Source organism: Microbacterium maritypicum, assembly GCF_041529975.1.
In the GTDB taxonomy this organism is placed as follows: domain Bacteria; phylum Actinomycetota; class Actinomycetes; order Actinomycetales; family Microbacteriaceae; genus Microbacterium.
The window spans coordinates 2067595-2088224 of record NZ_CP168030.1 but is presented as its reverse complement, the minus strand read 5'-3'; the positions used below and the strand labels follow the sequence as shown (position 1 = coordinate 2088224).

At 69.8% G+C, this 20630-nt stretch carries 17 protein-coding genes and 1 riboswitch; all 17 genes read right to left on the bottom strand.

Annotated features, from left to right (window positions below):
• Window positions 1-21: 21 nt before the first annotated feature.
• The gene (gene argH / locus ACCO44_RS10165; RefSeq protein ID WP_372466479.1) at window positions 22-1452 is read right to left on the bottom strand and encodes an argininosuccinate lyase; all 1431 of its coding nucleotides are present in this window, start codon (window positions 1450-1452) and stop codon (window positions 22-24) included.
• Entirely contained in the window at window positions 1452-2381 is a 930-nt protein-coding gene (gene argF / locus ACCO44_RS10160; RefSeq protein ID WP_372466478.1) for an ornithine carbamoyltransferase, read from the bottom strand. Before argF ends, argH begins: the two co-directional genes overlap by 1 nt.
• On the bottom strand, window positions 2378-3583 hold the full coding sequence (locus ACCO44_RS10155) for an acetylornithine transaminase (protein ID WP_372466476.1): 1206 nt from the start codon (window positions 3581-3583) through the stop codon (window positions 2378-2380). Before ACCO44_RS10155 ends, argF begins: the two co-directional genes overlap by 4 nt.
• Entirely contained in the window at window positions 3580-4497 is a 918-nt protein-coding gene (gene argB / locus ACCO44_RS10150) for an acetylglutamate kinase (RefSeq protein WP_372466475.1), read from the bottom strand. Before argB ends, ACCO44_RS10155 begins: the two co-directional genes overlap by 4 nt.
• Window positions 4494-5651 (bottom strand): bifunctional glutamate N-acetyltransferase/amino-acid acetyltransferase ArgJ, encoded by a 1158-nt coding sequence (gene argJ, locus ACCO44_RS10145; protein ID WP_372466473.1) that lies wholly within the window; start codon window positions 5649-5651, stop codon window positions 4494-4496. Before argJ ends, argB begins: the two co-directional genes overlap by 4 nt.
• Window positions 5648-6700 carry an N-acetyl-gamma-glutamyl-phosphate reductase gene (gene argC / locus ACCO44_RS10140; protein WP_372466472.1) on the bottom strand — a complete coding sequence of 351 codons (1053 nt, stop codon included), beginning with the start codon at window positions 6698-6700 and terminating at the stop codon, window positions 5648-5650. Before argC ends, argJ begins: the two co-directional genes overlap by 4 nt.
• Window positions 6701-6940: 240 nt before the next feature.
• On the bottom strand, window positions 6941-9091 hold the full coding sequence (locus tag ACCO44_RS10135) for a bifunctional hydroxymethylpyrimidine kinase/phosphomethylpyrimidine kinase (RefSeq protein ID WP_372466471.1): 2151 nt from the start codon (window positions 9089-9091) through the stop codon (window positions 6941-6943).
• Entirely contained in the window at window positions 9088-9936 is an 849-nt protein-coding gene (gene thiM / locus ACCO44_RS10130; RefSeq protein ID WP_262002635.1) for a hydroxyethylthiazole kinase, read from the bottom strand. The genes ACCO44_RS10135 and thiM overlap by 4 nt, the downstream gene beginning before the upstream one ends.
• Window positions 9927-10020, bottom strand: a riboswitch (TPP riboswitch). It overlaps the preceding gene by 10 nt.
• A 27-nt stretch (window positions 10021-10047) precedes the next feature.
• Window positions 10048-11010, bottom strand: a complete 963-nt coding sequence (locus tag ACCO44_RS10125) for an NAD-dependent epimerase/dehydratase family protein (protein ID WP_372466470.1) — start codon at window positions 11008-11010, stop codon at window positions 10048-10050.
• Window positions 11011-11087: 77 nt separating this feature from the next.
• On the bottom strand, window positions 11088-13598 hold the full coding sequence (gene pheT, locus ACCO44_RS10120) for a phenylalanine--tRNA ligase subunit beta (RefSeq protein ID WP_372466469.1): 2511 nt from the start codon (window positions 13596-13598) through the stop codon (window positions 11088-11090).
• Window positions 13598-14638 (bottom strand): phenylalanine--tRNA ligase subunit alpha, encoded by a 1041-nt coding sequence (gene pheS / locus ACCO44_RS10115; protein ID WP_372466468.1) that lies wholly within the window; start codon window positions 14636-14638, stop codon window positions 13598-13600. Before pheS ends, pheT begins: the two co-directional genes overlap by 1 nt.
• 42 nt (window positions 14639-14680) lie before the next feature.
• A complete protein-coding gene (locus ACCO44_RS10110) occupies window positions 14681-15583 on the bottom strand; it encodes an amino acid ABC transporter permease (RefSeq protein WP_029262478.1) in 903 nt (300 codons plus the stop codon).
• Window positions 15580-16227 (bottom strand): amino acid ABC transporter permease, encoded by a 648-nt coding sequence (locus tag ACCO44_RS10105; RefSeq protein ID WP_029262479.1) that lies wholly within the window; start codon window positions 16225-16227, stop codon window positions 15580-15582. The genes ACCO44_RS10110 and ACCO44_RS10105 overlap by 4 nt, the downstream gene beginning before the upstream one ends.
• 82 nt (window positions 16228-16309) lie before the next feature.
• Window positions 16310-17224: a glutamate ABC transporter substrate-binding protein gene (locus ACCO44_RS10100; protein WP_029262480.1), complete on the bottom strand. Its 915-nt coding sequence runs from the start codon at window positions 17222-17224 to the stop codon at window positions 16310-16312.
• Between the two features lie 64 nt (window positions 17225-17288).
• Window positions 17289-18038 carry an amino acid ABC transporter ATP-binding protein gene (locus ACCO44_RS10095; RefSeq protein WP_372466466.1) on the bottom strand — a complete coding sequence of 250 codons (750 nt, stop codon included), beginning with the start codon at window positions 18036-18038 and terminating at the stop codon, window positions 17289-17291.
• A 253-nt stretch (window positions 18039-18291) separates the two neighbouring features.
• Window positions 18292-19254 carry a TAXI family TRAP transporter solute-binding subunit gene (locus ACCO44_RS10090; RefSeq protein ID WP_372466465.1) on the bottom strand — a complete coding sequence of 321 codons (963 nt, stop codon included), beginning with the start codon at window positions 19252-19254 and terminating at the stop codon, window positions 18292-18294.
• Window positions 19251-20627, bottom strand: coding sequence for a HAMP domain-containing sensor histidine kinase (locus ACCO44_RS10085; protein WP_029262483.1), 1377 nt, complete (start codon window positions 20625-20627; stop codon window positions 19251-19253). Before ACCO44_RS10085 ends, ACCO44_RS10090 begins: the two co-directional genes overlap by 4 nt.
• Between the last annotated feature and the right edge of the window lie 3 nt (window positions 20628-20630).

Genomic DNA, 20630 nt, shown 5'->3' with positions numbered 1-20630 from the left:
GGCCGCCGACCGCGAGTCCGGCTACAGGCCGAGCGCGTGGGCGGCGGCCTGGGCGCGGGCGACGAGCTCGGCGCGCTGCTCCGCGACGCGGACCGGTGCGGTGCCGCCGACACCGGTCCGAGACGCGACCGAACCCTCGATCGTGAGGACCTCGCGGACCTCGGGGACGAGATGCGGGGACACCGACAACAGCAGTTCATCGGAAGCGTCTTCCAGCCCGATCCCCTCTTCTTCACACGCACGCACGAGCGCGCCGGAGATCTCGTGGGCGTCGCGGAACGGCACCCGCCGCTTCACGAGCCATTCCGCGACATCGGTCGCGAGCGAGAAGCCCTGGGGCGCCAGCGCCGCCATCCGCTCGGTGTCGAAACGCAGCGTCGCGATCATGCCGGCGAACGCGGGGAGCACCACCTCGAGGGTCTGCACCGAGTCGAAGACCGGCTCCTTGTCCTCCTGCAGATCGCGGTTGTACGCCAGCGGGAGCCCCTTGAGCGTGGCCATCAGCCCGGAGAGGTTGCCGATGAGACGGCCCGACTTGCCTCGCGCGAGCTCGGCGATGTCGGGGTTCTTCTTCTGCGGCATGATGCTCGACCCCGTCGAGTACCCGTCGTCGAGCGTGACGAAACCGAACTCGCGGGTGTTCCAGAGGATGATCTCCTCGGACAGGCGCGAGATGTCGACACCCGTCATGGCCGTGATGAAGGCGAACTCCGCCACCACATCGCGGGCGGCGGTGCCGTCGAGGGAATTCTCGGCCGGGCGGTCGAGTCCGAGCTCGGTCGCCACGAGCGCGGGGTCGAGACCGAGCGTGGAACCGGCCAGCGCTCCCCCGCCGTAGGGCGAGACACCGGCACGACGACGCCAGTCCACCAGGCGTTCGAGTTCGCGCACGAGCGGCCAGCCGTGGGCCTGCAGGTGGTGGGCGAGGAGCACGGGCTGCGCATGCTGCAGGTGCGTGCGCCCGGGGAGGATGGCATCGGGGTGGGCCTCGGCCTGGGCGACCAGCGCGTCGATGACCCGCAGGATGTCACGGGCGATCACCCGCGCATGGTCGATCAGATACATGCGCACCAGCGTCGCGATCTGGTCGTTGCGGCTGCGACCGGCGCGGAGGCGCCCGCCCAGTTCCGGCCCGAGCTCGGCGATCAGCGCCTGCTCGAGCGCGCCGTGCACGTCCTCGTCGGTCGGCACCGGGCGCAGGACGCCGTCGGCGACCTTGCGGGCTACGGCATCCAGCCCCTCGTGCATCCGCCGCGCCTCATCGGGCTCGAGATATCCGGCCGCCTCGAGCGCCGTGGCATGCGCGTGGGAGCCGGCGATGTCGTACGGCGCGAGGATCCAGTCGAAGTGCGTGGAGCGGCTGAGCTCCACCAGCTCCGGCGACGGCCCGGTGGCGAAGCGGGCACCCCAGAGCGCGCCCTCGTTGGTGCCTTCGTGCGAGGAGTCGGCCATCACGCGTCCTTCTTGCCGAGCAGCCAGACCAGGAGGGCCTTCTGCGCATGCAGCCGGTTCTCGGCCTCGTCCCAGACCACACTCTGCGGCCCGTCGATCACGCTGGAGTCGACCTCGTAGCCGCGATCGGCGGGGAGGCAGTGGATGAAGATCGCCTCGGGGTCGGCGAGCGTCATCGTCTCGGGGGTGACCTTGTAGCCGCCGAGATCACGGATGCGCGCGAGCTTCTCCTCCTCCTTGCCCATCGAGACCCAGGTGTCGGTGACGACGACGTCGGCACCGGCTGCGGCCTCGACCGGATCGGTGTAGAGCGTGATCGAACCGCCGGTCTCGGCGGCACGGCGATCGGCGTCCTCGATGACGTCGGCACGAGGGGCGTAGTCCTCGGGCGAGGCGATGCGCACGTGCATGCCGGCCGTGACACCCGCGAGCGCGTAGGAGTGCGCCATGTTGCTCTGGCCATCACCGAGGAAGGTGAGCGTGAGCCCGTTCAGCTCGCCCTTGTGCTCACGGATCGTCAGCAGGTCGGCGAGCAGCTGGCACGGGTGGAAGTCGTCCGACAGCGCGTTGATCACGGGGACGCGCGTTCCTGCCGCCATCTCCTCGAGTCCGGACTGCGCGTAGGTGCGCCACACGATGGCCGCGACCTGGCGCTCGAGCACCCGCGCGGTGTCGGACGGGGTCTCCTTGCCGCCGAGCTGGCTGCTCGCGGTCGAGATGATGAGGGGGGAGCCGCCGAGGTCGGCGATGCCCACCGCGAACGAGACGCGGGTGCGCGTGGAGGACTTGTCGAAGATCACCGCGACGGTCTGCGGGCCCGCGAGACTCTTGTCGGCCCAGCGGTCCTTCTTCAGCTCGATGGCGAGATCGAGGATCTCGGCCTGCTCGGCGGGGGTCAGATCGTCGTCGCGCAGCAGGTGGCGGGTCATGCGGATACCTTTCCGGCAACAGAGGCCTGGACGTCGGCGAGGGAAGCCGTGAACAGCTCGCGGAACTCGGCGAGTTCCGCGTCGCCGATGGTGAGGGCGGGCGCGATGCGCACGGTCTCGGGGTTGGCGGCGTTGACGATGAGGCCGCGCTCCTGCGCAGCCGCGACCACCGCGCCGGCGACCGGAGCGGTGAGCGCGACACCGACGAGCAGACCACGTCCGCGCACGCCCTCGATCAGCGGAGAGTCGATGCCGAGGAGGATCTCCCGCAGCTCCGCCCCACGACGGGCCGCGTTCTCCACCAGGCCGGCGCTCTCGATCTCGGCGAGCACGGCGTCGGCGACAGCGGTCGCGAGCGGGTTTCCGCCGAAGGTCGAGCCGTGCGAGCCCGGGGTGAAGAGGGCGCTCGCGGCACCGTAGGTGACCAGAGCGCCGATCGGGAAGCCGCCGCCGATGCCCTTGGCGAGCGTGATCGCGTCGGGCGTGATGCCCTCGTGGCTGAACCCGAACCACTCTCCCGTGCGGCCCGCACCCGTCTGGATCTCATCCACGATCAGCAGCGCGCCGTGAGCGAGGGTCAGCGAGCGCGCGGCGGCGAGGTAGCCCTCCGGCAGCTCGACGACGCCGGCCTCACCCTGGATGGGCTCGACGATGATGGCGGCGACGCGGTCGTCCATCGCCGCCTCGAGGGCCTCGATCGTGGCGGGGATGTGCTCCACACCGGCGGGCATCGGCTCGAACGGCGCGCGCATCGACGCCTTCGCGGTGAGAGCGAGCGACCCCATCGTGCGTCCGTGGAAGCCGTTCTCGAGCGCGAGGATGCGCGTGCGCTCGGCGCCACCGTGCAGGCGGGCGAGCTTGAAGGCGGCCTCGTTGGCCTCGGCGCCCGAGTTCGAGAAGAACACCCGCCCGCCGATACCGGCACCCGCGAGACGCTTGAGCCGTGCGGCGAGTGCGAGCTGGGGCGGAGTGGCGAAGTAGTTCGACACATGGGCGAGCGTGGCTGCCTGCGTCGAGACCGCCTCCACGAAGGCCGGGTGCGCATGCCCGAGAGAGGTCACCGCGATACCGGCGAGGAAGTCGAGGTGGCGTCGGCCGTCGGCATCCCACAGGTACGAGCCCTCGCCGCGGACCAGCATCGCGAGCCGGTCCCCTGCGTTGAGCACGAGATCGCGTGCCGCGTCGTCCTGCCAGACGGTCATGCCGTCACCTCATTCTTTCCCAGGACCACTTCGGTCCCGATTCCCTTGCTGGTGAAAAGTTCGACGAGCACCGAATGCGGCACGCGGCCGTCGATGATCGCTGCCGCGTCCACGCCGCCCTCGACCGCATCGAGGCACGCCCGCATCTTCGGGATCATCCCCGATTCGAGCTTCGGCAGCATCTCGACGAGGGCTTCCGAGGTCAGGTGCGAGACGAGCGAGTCGCGGTTCGGCCAATCCGCGTAGAGCCCAGGCACATCCGTGAGGATCACGAGCTTGCGCGCGTGCAACGACACCGCGAGAGCGGCAGCCGCAGCATCGGCGTTGACGTTGAGCGACTGACCGGGGTGGTCGAGGTCGGGCGCGATGCTCGACACGACCGGGATGCGTCCGGCGGCGAGGTGATCGAGCACGGGGGTCGGATCGACCTCCACGACGTCGCCGACGCGGCCGAGGTCGACCTCTTCCCCGTCGATCACGACGCCACGACGGCGTCCGCCGAAAAGTCCCGCATCCTCACCACTGAGACCCGTCGCGATCGGACCGTGCGAGTTGATCTTCGACACGAGCTGCGGGTTGACCTGACCCGTGAGCACCATGCGCACGACGCTGATCGCCTCGGTGTTGGTGACGCGGTAGCCGCCCTTGAACTCGCTGGGGATCTCGAGTCGCTGCAGCATGTTCGAGATCTGCGGACCACCGCCGTGCACGACGACCGGCAGCACGCCGACGTAACGGAGGTAGGCGATGTCCTGGGCGAAGGCATCCTGCAGCTCCTCCGACACCATCGCGTTTCCGCCGTACTTGATGACGACGATCTGGTCGCGGAACTTCTTCAGCCACGGCAGCGACTCGATGAGAGTGGTGGCCTTCTGCGCGGCGACCTCGGCGGGAGTGTCCTGGATGTCGGTCATGAGGCGTATGCGCTGTTCTCGTGCACGTAATCGTGGGTGAGGTCGTTCGTGAGCACGGTGGCCGTCGAGTCCCCCACCTTGAGATCGATCACGAGGTGCGTGGCGCGCGGCGTCAGATCGACCTCTTCCCGGGGGCGATCCGGGCCGCCCTCGGTGCAGACGCGGACGCCGTTCATCCAGACGTCCACGTCGTAGGGGTCGAACTGCGCGTTCGTGGTGCCGATCGCGGCGAGCACGCGGCCCCAGTTCGGGTCGTTTCCGAAGATCGCGGCCTTGAAGAGGTTGTTGCGCGCGACGGATCGGCCGACCTCGACCGCGTCCTGCTCGGACACCGCGTGCTGCACCTCGATGGTGATGTCGTGGCTGGCGCCTTCGGCATCGCCCTGCAGCTTCACCGCAAGCTCCTGCGACAGCTCGGTCAGTGCGGCGGCGAAGTCGTCGAGGTCGGGGACGACTCCGGATGCGCCGTTGGCGAGCAGCGTGACCTGGTCGTTCGTCGACATGCACCCGTCGGAGTCGAGCCGGTCGAACGTCTGCCCCGTCGCGCGGCGCAGCACCTCGTCGGCCTGCAGCGGCTCGAGGACCGCGTCGGTCGTGATCACCACGAGCATCGTGGCGAGACCCGGTGCGAGCATGCCCGCGCCCTTCGCCATGCCGCCGATCGTCCATCCGTCACGGCTGATCACGGCGGTCTTCGCCACGGTGTCGGTGGTCATGATCGCCTGCGCGGCGGCGTCGCCCCCGTCGGCACTGAGCGCGGCGATCGCCTGCTCCGTGCCGGAGAGCACCCGCTGCCGGAAGGTCTCGTCGCCGGTGCCGATGAGTCCGGTGGAGCAGATCAGCACGTCACCGGCGCTCACTCCGAGGAGCTCGGCGGCTTTCTCGGCGGTCTGGTGCGTGGTCTGGAACCCGAAGGCCCCGGTGAAGCAGTTCGCCCCGCCGGAGTTGAGCACCACGGCCTCGACGATGCGGTCGGCGACCGCCTGCTGCGACCAGATGATCGGGTTCGCCTTGGCGCGGTTGCTCGTGAAGACGGCGGCACCGACCTTGCGCGGCCCCCGGTTGACGACGACGGCGACATCGGGCTTGCCGGTGGACTTCAGGCCTGCGGCGACACCGGCCGCCTCGAATCCTGCGGGGGCGGTGACGCTCACGGCGCGACTCCGTTCACTGAGAGGGCGCGGTTCTCGGGAAGACCCAGCGCGATGTTCATGGACTGGATGGCAGCGCCGGCGGTGCCCTTGACGAGGTTGTCGACGGCGGTGACCACCGTGACCCGGTTGGCGGCGCGATCGATCGCGAGACCGATGAGCGCGGTGTTGGCTCCGAGTACGTCGGCCGTTCGGGGGAAGCGCCCCTCCGGCAGCAACTGCACGAACGTCTCGTCGCCGTAGGCGCTCTGCCAGGCATCACGGATCTGCGCATCGGTCGCACCGTCGACGATCGGCGCCGTCGACGTGGCGAGGATTCCCCGCGACATCGGGACCAGCACCGGGGTGAAGGAGATGCGGATGCCCGCGGCATCCGCCCCGGACGCCGCGGCGAGCGCCTGACGGATCTCGGGGATGTGCCGGTGGGTTCCGCCGACCGCGTAGGGGTTCGCGGTGCCGAGGATCTCGCTGCCGAGGAGGTTGGTCTTCAGGCTCTTGCCAGCTCCTGACGGGCCGACGGCCAGCACCGAGACGATGTCGGAGGGGTCGATCACTCCGGCCGCGACACCCGGGGCGAGGCTGAGGCTCACCGTGGAGGCGTTGCAGCCCGGGGCAGCGATGCGCGTCGCCCCGCGGAGGTGCTCGCGCTGCTTCACGCCGTCGACCAGGAGCTCGGGGACACCGTATGTCCACGGCTCGTGGAAGGCGCCGCCGTAGAACGCATCCCATGCCGACGCCGACGTGAGCCGGTGATCGGCGCCCGCGTCGATCACGAGGGGCGCGTCTCCCAGAGCGTCGGTGTATTGCCCCGACTGCCCGTGCGGAAGCGCGAGGAACACGATGTCGTGACCTGCGAGGATCTCCGGCGTCGTGTCCTGCAGGGTGAGGTGCGCGAGTGAACGCAGATGCGGCTGGTGGTCGACGAGAGGCTGTCCGGCGTTCGAATGCGCCGTGACGGTGCGGATCTCCATCTCGGGATGGTCGGCCAGGAGGCGTAGGATCTCGCCGCCTGCGTAGCCGGATGCGCCGGAGACGGCGACGGAATACGTCATGCTTCTACCTTAACGGTCGGGTCCTTCCTCGAAAGGAGGACCGGGGGCGGGGCCGGAGGCGGCGACACCGGCTCTCGACCGCCGCGCGGGCGCAGGCAGGAGGGCGGGGTCGCCTACAGTCGGCGGCCGCGGCGTCGGCGCACAGCGATGACGCTCGGAGCGAGCGTCGAAGAAGCGGTGGCGGCCGAAGGCATGTCGCGACAGTAGCGCGGCCCCGGCAGCCACCGCAAATCCGGACCGTCATCTGCCCGGCGGCGACTCCAGCGGAGCGGCGAAGAAGGCGAGCTCGTGCTCACTCGATGACACGAATGCCCGCCGCATCCGCGCCCTGGTGTCGGCGTCCGCCGCCGCAGCGGCGGCGGACGCGTGCTCGATCGCCGTCCGGGTCGCCTCCTCGAACACGGGGTCGGCATATGTCGCGAGCCAGGACGCGTAGGGATGCTGCGGATCGGTCGCGTATTCGCCGAACTCCCCCGCGTGCAGACGCCGGCCGAGATCCGTGTAGAGCCAGAAGCACGGGAGCACCGCGGCGACGATCTCGGCGTAGTCGCCGCCGAAGGCGACGGACCGCAGATGATCGAGGTAAGCCGTCGTCGCCGGCGAGGGCTCCGCCGCGAACGTCGCCGCGCTCACCCCCTGCGACGGTGTCAGCCACGACGCGTGCAGTTCGAGCTCGCCGACGATCGAACCGTGGGCGGAGTCCGCCCAGAACGCCTGCTCGGCCGAGGTCGGCGCGAGGCGGGCGGCTTCGGCCAGCACGCGGGCGTAGTCACGCAGATACAGCGCATCCTGCGCGAGGTACGACAGGAACGGCGCGCGCTCGAGAGAGCCGTCGGCGAGCGCGCGGATGAACGGCAGCTCATCGATCCCCGCGCGGATACCGGCGATCTCCTGCCACCAGTCCGCAGCGATGTCGGTCGCCTCCGGTCGCGTCGCCGAGCGCCCACGACCCCAGAGCCCGGCGAAGTGGCTGATCGGGCCGTGTCCGCGCCCCACGCGCAGCCCGTCCCCCGCGCGGAGGGACTCGCGGAGCCAGGCGCGTGCCGCGCGTACCGCCTCCTCGGGATCACTCCCCTGTGCCAGCAGCGTGGCCAGGGCCGAAGAGAGCGAGCAGCCCGTGCCGTGCGTGCTCGACGTCACGATGCGCGGGCCGGTGAACTCCTGGCGAAGGCCGCGACGCCTGTCGACCAGCGCATCCGGAGCTTCGTCGCCGGTGAGATGACCGCCCTTGACGAGCACGGCGGCACCGATCTCGGCCGACAGCTCCTCGGCGGCGGTGATGCCGTCGGCCCAATCGACGATGTCACGACCGGTCAGCACCGCGAGCTCGGCGAGATTCGGGGTGACCAGCGTCGCGCGACCGAGCAGACTCCGCAGCTCCGCCTCGGCATCCGGCGACAGGAGCCTGTCCCCCGACGTCGCGACCATGACCGGGTCGAGCACGACGACGGGCGGACGCACCCGATCGAGCCACTCGCCCACCGCGCGGATCACCTCCGTCTCGGCCAGCATCCCGATCTTCACCGCATCGATCACGACGTCGTCCGACACCGCGTCGAGCTGGGCACGGAGGAAGTCCGCCGGCGGCACATGCACCGCCCGGACACCCTGCGTGTTCTGCGCGGTCAGCGCGGTGAGGACGGCCATGCCGTAGCCGCCGTTCGCGGCGATGGACTTGAGGTCGGCCTGGATACCCGCCCCTCCCGAAGGATCACTCCCCGCGATGCTGAGCACCCGTGGCACCGACCCCGCGAGCCAGCGTCGCCGGAACTCCCGGGCGGTCGCGGCGGGATCCTCGGCCGCACACAGCGCCGAGACCACGGCGAGCCCGGCGGAACCGGCATCGCGAAGCGCCTCGGTGTCGTCGATGCCGACGCCGCCGATCGCCACGCACGGGAGCGGGCTGCGCCTCACGAAGTCACGGAACCCGTCCACGCCGAGGGGGTCGGGGTGATCCCGCTTGGTCGAGGTCGGACGGATCACCCCGACGCCGAGATAGTCGACGGTTCCGGCGGGCAACGCGAGAACCGCGTCGAGGTGCGCCGCACTGTTCGCGGTGAGGCCGATCAGCGCATCCGGCCCGAGAGCCTCGCGCGCCTGCAGCACCGACGCGTCCCCCTGACCCAGGTGCACGCCGTCGACGCGTGCACCGCGGGCGCGGGCGGCGATCGCGGCATCCAGTCGGTCGTTCACCACGAGCAGCGCACGACCGTCGATCGCCTGCGACAGTGCAAGCAGTTGCTCGGCCGTCTCGGCATCGGACGCGGTCTTGTCGCGGAGCTGCACGATGCGCACGCCCCCGTCGACGGCACGGCGCACGGTATCGACGACACCGCGGTCGCCGCACAACGTGGGATCGGTGACGAGGTAGAGGGAGAGGTCGGCGTTCACCGCGCACCCGCCTGCACACGGGCGTCCGCGATCACGTCGGCGGGGCCCACGGAGGCGAGGGCGTCCAACAGCGCCACGGCGAAGCTGCCGGGGCCGGTCGAGATCGTGGCGGCGCGCTCGGCCGCGATCGTGTACACGAGGCTCGCGGCGGCGACGGCCGTGAGGGCATCGTGTCCGGTATTGCGCGCGGTACCGAGGAATGCGGCCATCACGGCCCCGAGAGCGCAGCCCCCGCCGGTGACCCTGGTCAGCAGCTCGTGTCCGTTCGCGAGGCGCAGTACCCGCTCCCCGTCGGTGACGAGGTCGATCGGACCGGACACGGCGATCACGGCACCCGTCCGTCGCGCGAGGGCAGCGGCCGCGTCGGCTGCCGCATCCGTGCTGTCGGTGGCATCCACTCCGCGACCACCGGCGCTGAGGCCGGCGAGCGCGAGGATCTCCGAGGCGTTGCCGCGGATCGCCGTCGGACGCTGCTCCGCCAGCCGGTGCGCCAAGGCGGTGCGGATCGGCAGAGCTCCGATCGCGACCGGATCGAGCACCCATGGGGTTCCGGATGCCGCAGCCCCGGCGACGGCCTCGAGACTCGCCGCGCGCTGCTCGGGAGTGGGCGTTCCCAGGTTGATCAGCACGCCGGAGGCGACACCGGCGAACATCTCGGCCTCTCCGACGATGTCGACCATGGCCGGGGCAGCCCCCAGGGCGAGCAGCACGTTGGCGGTGAACCCGGCGACGACCGTGTTGGTGATGCAGTGCGTCAGTGGGGGCGTCTCGCGCAGCACCCCCCACAGGGCGGCGGCGGCGCCGGGCAGATCGGTGATGGAATCAGGACGCAGAAGATCGCTCATCGCGACATCCCTTCGCTAGTACGAACTAGATCAGGTTCGACGGGTCTGTTCTCAGCCGCGGATGCGGCACCCCGTGTCACTGCTCAGAGTCTAGCGATCGGCCAGGAACGTCTAGCGATCGGCCAGGAGCGTCAACTCCTCCGCGCGGGTGAGTCCGGCACGACGGTCGCGGTCGACCCCGCGCGCCCGCTCATCGGCGACGACGGTACGGATGGTGTCGGTCAGGGGCCGCGGCCGACCACCTCCATCGCGGTACGCGCTGTTAGACCGGGTCATGAAGCCCGTCATCCCCGGGGGCAGCCACAGCGGCAGGGATCTCGGCCCCGCCCAGTGCTGGACCCCGTGTGCGACGAGCCAGTCCTCCTCGGCGACCACGATCTCGCCGGTATGACCCGCGGCGGTCCGGATCTCGCGCAATACCTCGTCGAAGCGCTGCACGTCGCCGATGGCGTTGACCGGCCCGCTCACGGTCGCCGCGACGATGAATTCGGCGAGATCGTCCACGTCGATCACCTGGGCGCTCTTCCCCTCGAGCGGCGGTGACAGGACCGGTTCCGCACCCGCCCGCGCGAACGCCGCTGCCCAGTAACCGAATCGATCGCTGGGGTCGCCTTCGCCGACGATGAGTCCCGGTCGCACGATGAGCGCACGATCGCCCAGGGTGCCCACGGCGTCCTCGGCCGCCGCCTTCTGCGCCCCGTACTCGTACTCGTCACCGGGGCGGGCGGACGGATGCCGCGGTGCCGACTCGTCCGCACCGACCGTCTCGTCGTCGGAGTAGACCGACAGGGAAGACACGTAGGTCCACCGCGCGGCACGCTCGCCGAGGGCACCGACGGCCGCCCCGACCTGCGACGCCTGCGACGAGATATCCACCACGTGATCCCAGTCCCGCCGGGTGAGCGCGGTGTACGCCGCGGGATCGTCGCGGTCTCCACGTACGAACTCGGCACCGTCGGGCGCGGGCCTCTCGCCGCGAGCGAGACAGGTCACCGTTGCCCCCGCATCCAGCCATCGGCGGGCGATGCGCCCGGAGAGCCAGCCCGTTCCACTGAGGATCAACACGTCCGTCATGGACCCATGTCACCAGGAACGCGGCACCCGCGGAAGCCCTTCCGCTCAGAGCAGATCAGGGCTTCCGCGGAGACGGTTCAGTCGCGCAGTGCGGCTCCGAAGCGCTGGGCCGCGACCTCCACACCGGCGAGCTTGGCCTCGGTGGCCTCGGCTGCCGTGAGCGTGCGGTCGTCGGCGCGGAAGCGCAGTGCGAAGGTCAGGCTCTTCGAGCCTTCCGGCACACCTTCGCCGCGGTAGTCGTCCACCAGTCGCACCGATTCGAGCAGCGCACCCGCGCCCTCGGCGAGTGCGGCCTGCACGTCGGCGGCCGGTACGTCCGCGGGGAGCGTGAGCGAGACGTCCTGCGTCGCCGCGGGGAACGTCGACAGCGATGCCGCGACGACCCGACCGCCCGCGAGCGTCAGGATGCGGTCGAGGTCGAGTTCGAACACGGTCGCGCGCCCGGGCAGATCCGCCCCCTCAGCCACCCTGGGGTGCAGCTCGCCGACATAGCCGACCTCTTCGCCGGCGACGCGCAGCGACCCGGTGCGTCCCGGGTGGAGAGCTGCACGCTCAGCCTGGACCACGTCGATCTCGACGCCGGCGGCCGCCGCGATCACACGGACGGCATCCAGCGCCTCGGCCAGACCTGCGGCTTCTGCGGGGCGTCCGGGCTGACGCGGTACAACGTGGCCCGTGAGCAGCGCCGAGACGAACCGGTGCTGCGGCGGGATCGAGGCGTTCAATGCCGCGAGTGTCGCATCGGACGGGCGCTCACCCAGCGGCGGCACCTCGTCGGTGCCGTACTCGACGCCCGGCTCCGGAAGGAACACGGCACCCGTCTCGAAGATCGCGAGATCGGTGAGGCCGCGCGAGATGTTGCGATGCGCGGTCTGCAGCAGACCGGGGATGAGCGAGCGGCGCAGGAACGGAGCCTGCCCGTCGAGCGGGTTCGCCAGCCGGATGCTCGGCAGGTGCTCTCCCGAGGCGGAGCCGTGGAGGTCGTTCTGCACCTCCGTGGTGAACGGGAAGGACGGAGTCTCCACCAGGCCGGCGGCGGCCAGCGCGTCGGCCACGCGGCGGCGTCCCTGCTGATGTGCGGTGAGCCCACGACCGGATGGCGGCGTCGGCAGCACGGAGGGAATGCGGTCGAGGCCGTGGATACGGGCGACCTCCTCGGCGAGCGTCCACTTGTCGGTGAGGTCGGGGCGCCAGGTCGGCGGGATCACGGTCCAGCCGGAGCCCTCCTCCGAGGCGGTGACATCCGCGCCGATCGTGGTGAGCGCACCGGTGATCTCGTCGTCGGTGTAGTCGACGCCGATGAGTCCCTGCACGAAGCCCGCGGGGAGATCGATCGCTTCGACGAAGACCTCGGCGAAGAGCGCACCGCCCTCTTCGGTCAGCGTGCCCCCGGCGAGCTCGACCATCAGGTCGGCTGCACGGCGCGCGGCGACGAACGGGATGAGCGGGTCCACACCGCGCTCGAAGCGCTTGGAGGCCTCACTCGGCAGCTTGTGTCGACGCGCGGTGCGGGCGATCGTGATCGGGTCGAAGTTCGCCGCCTCGATGAGCACGTTGCGCGTGGTCTCGCTCATCTCGGTCGTTCCGCCGCCCATGACGCCGGCGAGGCCGATCGGGCCGGACCCGTCGGTGATGAGCAGGTCTTCGACGTGCAGCGCGCGCTCGACGCCGTCGAGGGTGGTCATCTTCTCGCCGGGGGCGGCGCGGCGGACCGTGATGCCGCCCGCGAGCTTGTCGAGGTCGTAGCCGTGCAGCGGCTGCCCCAGTTCGAGCATCACGTAGTTGGTGATGTCGATCAGGATGCCCAGCGAGCGCATGCCCGCGAGGCTGAGCCGCGCGATCATCCACGGCGGAGTCGGACGTGAGGGGTCGACGTCGCGCACGACGCGGGTCACGAACTCGCTCGCGCCGACGCGGCCACGCACGGGGGCGACGTCATCGACCACGGTCGTGTGTCCGGTGCCGGGCTGCAGCTCCGCGAAGTCGCGCTCCGCCGGGTCGCGGAAGGCCGCCCCCGTGGCGTGCGCGTACTCGCGGGCCACCCCGCGCAGGGAGAAAGCGTAGCCGCGGTCGGGGGTGACGTTGATCTCGACCGCGACGTCGTCGAGGCCCAGCAGCGCGATCGCGTCGGCGCCGACCGGCGCATCGATGCCGAGGTCGGAGAGCACGACGATGCCGTTGTGCTCGTCGCCCAGGCCCAGTTCGCGCGCCGAGGCGATCATGCCGTCGGAGACGTGACCGTAGGTCTTGCGGGCGGCGATCGGGAACGGCCCCGGCAGCACGGCGCCGGGGAGGGTGACTACGACCTTGTCGCCGGCGACGAAGTTGTGCGCACCGCAGACGATCCCGCGGATGCCGCCGTTCTCCTCGCCCACGTCGACCTGGCACCAGTTGATGGTCTTGCCGTTGGACTGCGGCTCGGCCTCGATCGAGACGACCTGGCCGACGACGACCGGGCCCGAAATCTCGAAGCGGTGCACGTCCTCCTCTTCGAAGCCGACGGTCACCAGCGCCGCGAGGACATCCTCCGGCGTGGCATCCACTGCCAGATCGACGTACTCACGCAACCACGAAAGCGGGACGCGCATCACACCACCATCCCGAACTGCTCGCTGAAACGGACATCACCCTCGGCCATGTCGCGCATGTCCTGCACATCGCTGCGGAACATCAGTCCCCGCTCGATGCCCATGCCGAACGCGAAGCCGCTGTACACCTCGGGGTCGATCCCGGCGGCGCGCAGCACGTTCGGGTTGACCATGCCGCAGCCGCCCCACTCGATCCAGCGCGCGCCGCCCTTGAAGGTCGGGTGCCACAGGTCGAGCTCGGCGGAGGGCTCGGTGAAGGGGAAGTAGTTGGTGCGGAAGCGCGTCTCGGCCTCGGGGCCGAACAGCTGCTTCGCGAAGTGGTCGAGCGTGCCCTTGAGGTGCGCCATCGTGATGCCCTTGTCGATCACGAGACCCTCGAACTGGGTGAACACCGGCAGGTGCGTGGCGTCGAACTCGTCGGTGCGGTACACGCGCCCCGGGCACAGCACGTAGATCGGCACGTCGCGGTCGAGCATCGAGCGCACCTGCACCGGGCTCGTGTGCGTGCGCATGACGAGGTGGCGCGAGGGCGGGTCGACGTAGAACGTGTCCTGCTCCTGGCGGGCAGGGTGGTCGACGTCGAAGTTCAGGGCGTCGAAGTTGAACCACTCGTGCTCGAGCTCCGGTCCCTCCGCGATCTCCCAGCCCATGCCGACGAAGATGTCGCAGACCTGGTCCTGGAGCAGCATGAGCGGGTGCCGGGCGCCGACCCGCGTGCGCGAGGGCACCGCCGTGATGTCGACGCGCTCGGACTCGAGACGCGCAGCGACCTCAGCTGCGGCCAGCTCGGCCTCCTTGGATGCGAGCGCCTGCGTCACCTGCCCGCGCCCCTGCCCCACGAGCTTGCCGAACGCGGCCTTGTTCTCGGGGGCGACCTGGCGCATCGAGGCGTTCAAGACCGCGAGCGGCGAACCCTCCGCGACGTGTGCGGCGCGAGCCGCCTTCAGCTCGGCGGTGTCGGCGGCTGCGGCGATCGCCGCGAGGGCGTCGGCGACAGCGGCTTCGACCGCTTCCGGGGTGATTTCAGGAGACTCTGACACGAGAATCGAGTCTACCGGGGGCGCGTGGGTCCCTTTCGCTGATCAGCGCGTCGGCTCGGCCCCGTCCCCCTGCAGCACGATGAGCGAGGTGTTCGTCTCGCCGCCGTGCTGACGGGGATCGGGCACTGCGGGTCCGGCCTTCGGCGAGCGCTTGGCGCGACGCTGCAGGCGGTAGGCGACGTAGGAGAGCAGGAGACACACGGCCACGTACATCGATCCGCCGATGATCGCGGCGGGGATCAACGGGGAGCCGTAGGGCGCCTGGTTGCCGATCTGGTTGATCACGTAGAGGAGTTCCTGGTACGTGATGATGAACCCGAGCGCAGTGTCCTTCAGCGCGACGACGAGCTGCGCGATGATCACGGGCATCATGGCCCGCACGGCCTGCGGGATCAGGATGAAGTACATCACCCCGGTCTTGCGCAGTCCGATCGCGTATCCCGCCTCGGACTGTCCGCGGGGCAGCGACTCGATGCCGGCCCGCAGCACCTCGGCGAGCACCGACCCGTTGTAGACGATGAGCGCGATCACGACCGCCCAGTAGGGCGGCATCTTCACGCCGAGCACGGGAAGGCCGTAGTACAGCAGCATCATGAGCACGAGGACGGGCACGGCCCGCAGCACCTCGATGATCCAGCGGACCGGCTCACGCACCCAGGCATGCTCCGAGAGACGACCGATGCCGAGCACGAAGCCGAGGATGATCGAACCGACGCCGGCGGCCCCGAAGGCGGCCAGCGTGGCCAGCAGGCCTTCGCCGAAACGGACCCAGACGGCGGAGAACGTGAAGATGTTCCACTTCTCTGCGGTGAACTGCCCGGTGGCGAACAGCCGCCACACGACCCAGCCGAGCACGGCGAGGACGACGAGCACCGTCGCGACTCCGATGAGGCGGTTGCGGGCGATGGCACGGGGGCCGGGGACGTCGAACAGGACGGAACTCATCGCGCGATCCTCCACTTGTTCTCGAGCGTTCGCTGCACCCAGGCAAGCAGCAGCACCAGGACCACGAAGATGACCATGACCCACAGCAGGACGACGAGCGCGTTCTCGCCGCGCTCACTGAGTGCCGCGCGGATGGTGCCGAGATTGACGACCGAGAAGCCGGCCGCCACCGTGGTGTTCTTCATGAGGGCGATGAGGACGCTCATCATCGGCGGGACCACCGAGCGCGTGGCCTGCGGCAGGACGACGTAGCGCATGACCTGACCGAAGTTGAGACCGATCGCTCGCGCTGCCTCGGCCTGCCCGACCGGCACCGTGTTGATGCCGGCGCGCAGAGCCTCGGCGACGTAGGTCGCGGTGTAGAGCCCGAGTGCGATGACTGCGAGCAGCAGGGAGTTGACCCGCTCGCCGAGAAGGATCGGCAGGCAGAACGCGAAGAAGAACATCACGAGGGTGAGCGGGGTGTTACGGATCCAGTTGACGTAGATGCCCCCGACTGCGCGGGCGATCGGCACCGGGGACACCCGTGCCGCTCCCACGATCAGTCCCAGCACCAGGGCGATGAGGCCGCCGCCCAGGAACAGCACGATCGTTCCCCACAGTGCTTCACCCCAGAGATCGAGGTGGTCGCTGATGACTCCCACGGCTGCTCCTGTCGATTCGTGTTCTCGCGATGGCCCTGCTGACGGATGGGAGCGGCCGATGGTGTCGGCCGCCCCCATGCGATCAACCGATCGGGTCGACCTCAGGCTGCGTCGCCTTGACGCCGGAGGCACCGAGGTTGTTGTCGAAGATCTGCTGCCAGATGTCGCCACCGTCGGTCAGCTGGGTGTTGAAGTACTCGGCCAGCGCGTCATCGCCCTTGGCGAGTCCGATGCCGTAGCGCTCCTCGCTGAACGGCTCGCCGACGACCTTCAGCTTCTCCGGGTCCTGCGCCGCGTAACCGATGAGGATCGCCTCGTCGGTGGTGACGGCGTCGACCTGCCCGTTCTTGAGGTCCTCGACGCACTTCGAGTACGTGTCGTACTCCTTGGTCGGGACGTCGGGGTAGTTCTCCTTGATGTTCTGGATCGGCGTCGAGCCGGTCGCCGAGCACACCGTGGTCGAGTCGCTCAGGTCGTCGACGCTCGCGATGTCGCTGTCGGCTCCGACGAGGAGGCCCTGTCCGGTCAGGAAGTACGGACCGGCGAAGGAGATCTGCTCCTTGCGCTTGTCGGTGATCGAGTAGGTGCCGACGTAGTAGTCGATGTCGCCGTTCACGATCGCCTGCTCGCGGTTCGCCGAGGCGATCGCCGTGAATTCGATCGTCTCCGGGTCGACGCCGAGCGATGCCGCCATCCAGCGGGCGATGTCGACGTCGAAACCGGTGCGGTCTCCGGTCACCGGGTCGAGGTAGCCGAGGCCGGGCTGGTCTTCCTTCACTCCGACCTTGATCGTGCCGGAGGACGAGATCCGATCGAACGTCGGGCTCCCGTCGATGCTGACATCCTCGAGGACCGTCCACGGCGTGCCGGAGGTCTCCTCCTCGCCGCCGTCTTCCGGGGCCCCCGAGCTCGACGGCGTGCCGCTGTTGCAGGCCGTGAGCGCGAGCAGTGCCACCGCTGCGATTCCGATGCCTGCCAGTGTCCGTGTGCGTCGCATGTGCGTCTCCTTCGTGTGCTGTGTGTGCAGGGTCTGTGTGGTCGGGCGTCAGTGTGGTCGGGCGTCAGTGCGTGAGGAGCTTCGAGAGGAAGTCCTTGGCACGGTCGCTCTTCGGGTGCGTGAAGAACTCCTCCGGAGTCGCCTCCTCCACGATCCGCCCGTCGGCCATGAAGACGACACGGTCGGCCGCCTTCCGAGCGAAGCCCATCTCGTGCGTGACGACGATCATGGTCATTCCCTCGTGAGCCAGCTCGACCATGACGTCGAGGACCTCGTTGATCATCTCGGGGTCGAGCGCGCTGGTCGGCTCGTCGAAGAGCATCACCTTGGGCTGCATCGCGAGCGCCCGGGCGATCGCCACACGCTGCTGCTGGCCGCCGGAGAGCTGCGCGGGAAGCTTGGATGCCTGCTGTGCGACGCCGACGCGCTCGAGCAGGATCATCGCCTCTTTCTCGGCATCCGCCTTCTTGAGGCCCCGGACCTTCATCGGTCCCAGGGTCACGTTCTCGAGGATCGTGAGGTGGGCGAACAGGTTGAACGACTGGAACACCATGCCGACGTCCGCACGGAGGTGTGCGAGGCCCTTGCCCTCGGCGGGGAGCTCCTTGCCGTCGATGCGGATCGTGCCGCTGGTGATCGTCTCGAGTCGGTTGATCGTGCGACACAGGGTCGACTTGCCGGACCCGGACGGGCCGATCACGACGACGACCTCTCCCGAGTTGACCGTGAGGTCGATGTCGGCGAGAGCTTGGAAATCTCCGTAGTGCTTCTGGACGTTCTCGACCACGACGAGGGGTGTATCAGAGGTCATCATTTCTCCAAACTAGCCACGTCGGACGCGGGTCTCCAGGCGCCTCGGTGAGATTTACACGTTCGTAATCACCTGATCGCGGTACCAATGCTGCTTTGCACGGGTACCCCACGGCCCGCCCCCACGGGCCGCGGGATCGTCCTGCGGCCTCGCCCCCCAGCGACAGCGGAGCTGCAGGATCCGATCGCGCGCGATCGACCTCACACTGGCAGAGCCGAGGGCCCGGTGTCAGACTTCTTGAGGATTTCTTGAGCAGTCAGCCGCGCAGGTCCCGGTAGTACTCGACCGCGCCCGGATGCAACGGAACCGGGCCGGTGAAGATCGCCGATCGACGATCCAGCAGCGCGGCGGTCGGGACCTCCCCCGCGATCCGCAAGCGGGCATCGAACAGTCCGGTCAGGATGTCGCGCGCGACGCCGTCCGGGGTAGAGGAACTCGTGACGAGGTAGTTCGGCACTGCCATGGTCGGCGCCGAGGCAGCGATGCCGTAGGTGCCGGCGGGGACATCGGCGGGTCGATAGGCATCCGAGTAGCGGTCGTTCACCTCGTTCACCCAATCCTGCTCGATCGGGAGCAGGCGCACGGACATGGTCTGCGAGAGCGCCGCGATTCCCGGTGTCGGCAGCCCACCCACCCAGAAGAACCCGTCTATCTCGCCGCGCTCCATCGCGGCGATCGACTCCCCGAGGTCGAGCTGGGGATCGCGGACGGACCCGATGCCGACGCCGGCGGTGTCGAGGACGCGTGAGGCGATCACGTTCACCCCGGAGTTCTCCGCACCGAGCGACACGGTGCGCCCCTCCAGCTCCGGGAGACTCGATATGTCGGAGTCTCCGCGCACGACGACCTGCACGTACTCGTCGTAGAGACGCGCCAGAGCCCGCACCTGGAGGGGCGCGTCGAAGGCGCCGGTTCCCGCCACGGCATCGGCTGCCGCATCGCCCTGCGCGAAGCCCAGCAGCGCCTCACCGGACTCCACGCGCAGCAGGTTGTCCACGGACCCGGCCGTCTCCTGCCCGACGATCCTGATGTCCAGGTCTGCAGAGAGCGCCTCGGCGAGATGGCTCCCGTAGTCGTAGTAGACCCCCGTGGGGCCGCCCGCCGCGATCGCGTACTCGGCGTCGGTCCACTCGCTCGCGCGCTGGCTGCATGCGGTGAGCGCCCCGAGCAGCAGGACCGAGAGGATTCCGGCGACCACCCGCCGCCCAACGGCCATCATGGGGTCGTCCTGTCGGGGAGCAGCAGCACGACCTCGAGTCCACCGCCGTCGGCCGCTGCCACCGCCACCTCGCCGCCGACCGTCGCCAGCAGGTCGCTCGCGATCGCGAGTCCGAGTCCGGAGCCCGGCGTGTCCGCGCTCTCGGCGCTCCGCCAGAACCTGTCCGTCGCCGCCGCCGCCTGCTCGGCGGACAGCCCCGGACCATGATCGCGGACCGTGATCCGACAGACGTCTCCCTCGCGATGCGCTCCGATGCCGATCCACGCACCGTCCGGCGAGAACTTCACGGCGTTGTCGATCACGGCGTCCAGCGCGCTCTCCACGACCGTCCGGTCGGTCACGCTCATCACCGACGGGTCCCCCGCCGAACGCAGGGCGATCCCCCGCTGCCCGGCGACGTCGCGCCAGGCCTCGAGACGGCGGGCGGACAGAGTCGCGAGGTCGACGGCGGAGATCGTGGTGTCCACGCGCCCGCCGCGTGCGAGGCCGAGCAGTGTCTCGAGGATCCGCGTCATCCGACGCCCCTCCTCCCTCGTCTCCTCCACGTCGTCGCGCCACTCCCGCCCGAGCCCGGTCGCGAGGTGCTCCACGCGCAGGAGCAGCGCATTGAGCGGGTTGCGCAACTCGTGGGAGGCGTTCAGCGCGAACTCCTGCTGTCGCGTCATGACGCGCTCGATCTCGTCGGCCATGCCGTTGAACACCTGCGCCATGCGGCGGAGCTCCGGTGGCCCGGCATCCTCGGGGACACGCGCGTCCATCTCGCCCCGCTCGATGGCCACCATCGCCTCGTCCAACCGCCTCACCGGGGACAGCACCCATCGGGCGAGCCGGAAGACGAGCAGCACGCCCAGCGCGATCAGCACCAGCGCGATGGCGGAGATGATCAGAAGCTGCTGCACGATCGCGGCCCGGGGGGCGTCGACATCTCCGGCGACCAGCACGGCCCCGATCACGTCGCCGTCGTCGAAGACCGGCTCCGCCAGCGCGGCATCCGCCACCGTCCAGGGGAAAACGGCCGCCGGCTGCTCGGCGCGTCGCCCGGACAGCGCCAGCCGCACCCGTTCCGCGTCCTCCTCCGCGAGCACGGTCGAGCCATGCTCCCCCGCCGCCCAGGGGGCACCGCCGAGATCGAAGACCGTCACCTCGATGCCGTACACCTCCTCGAAACGGACGACCTCGGCATCGATCACCGCCGCGCTGCCCGATCGAAGCGCTTGACGCGCGCTGGTGATGAAGTAGCCGAGGTCGCCGAGCTGCTGCGTGTAGAACGACTGCTGCACGCTCCGGGCCGCACTCCATCCGGCCGCACCGCCCAGAGCGACCAGGATCGCCACGAGCGGGACGAGGAAGACGATGACCAGACGTCGACGCACGGC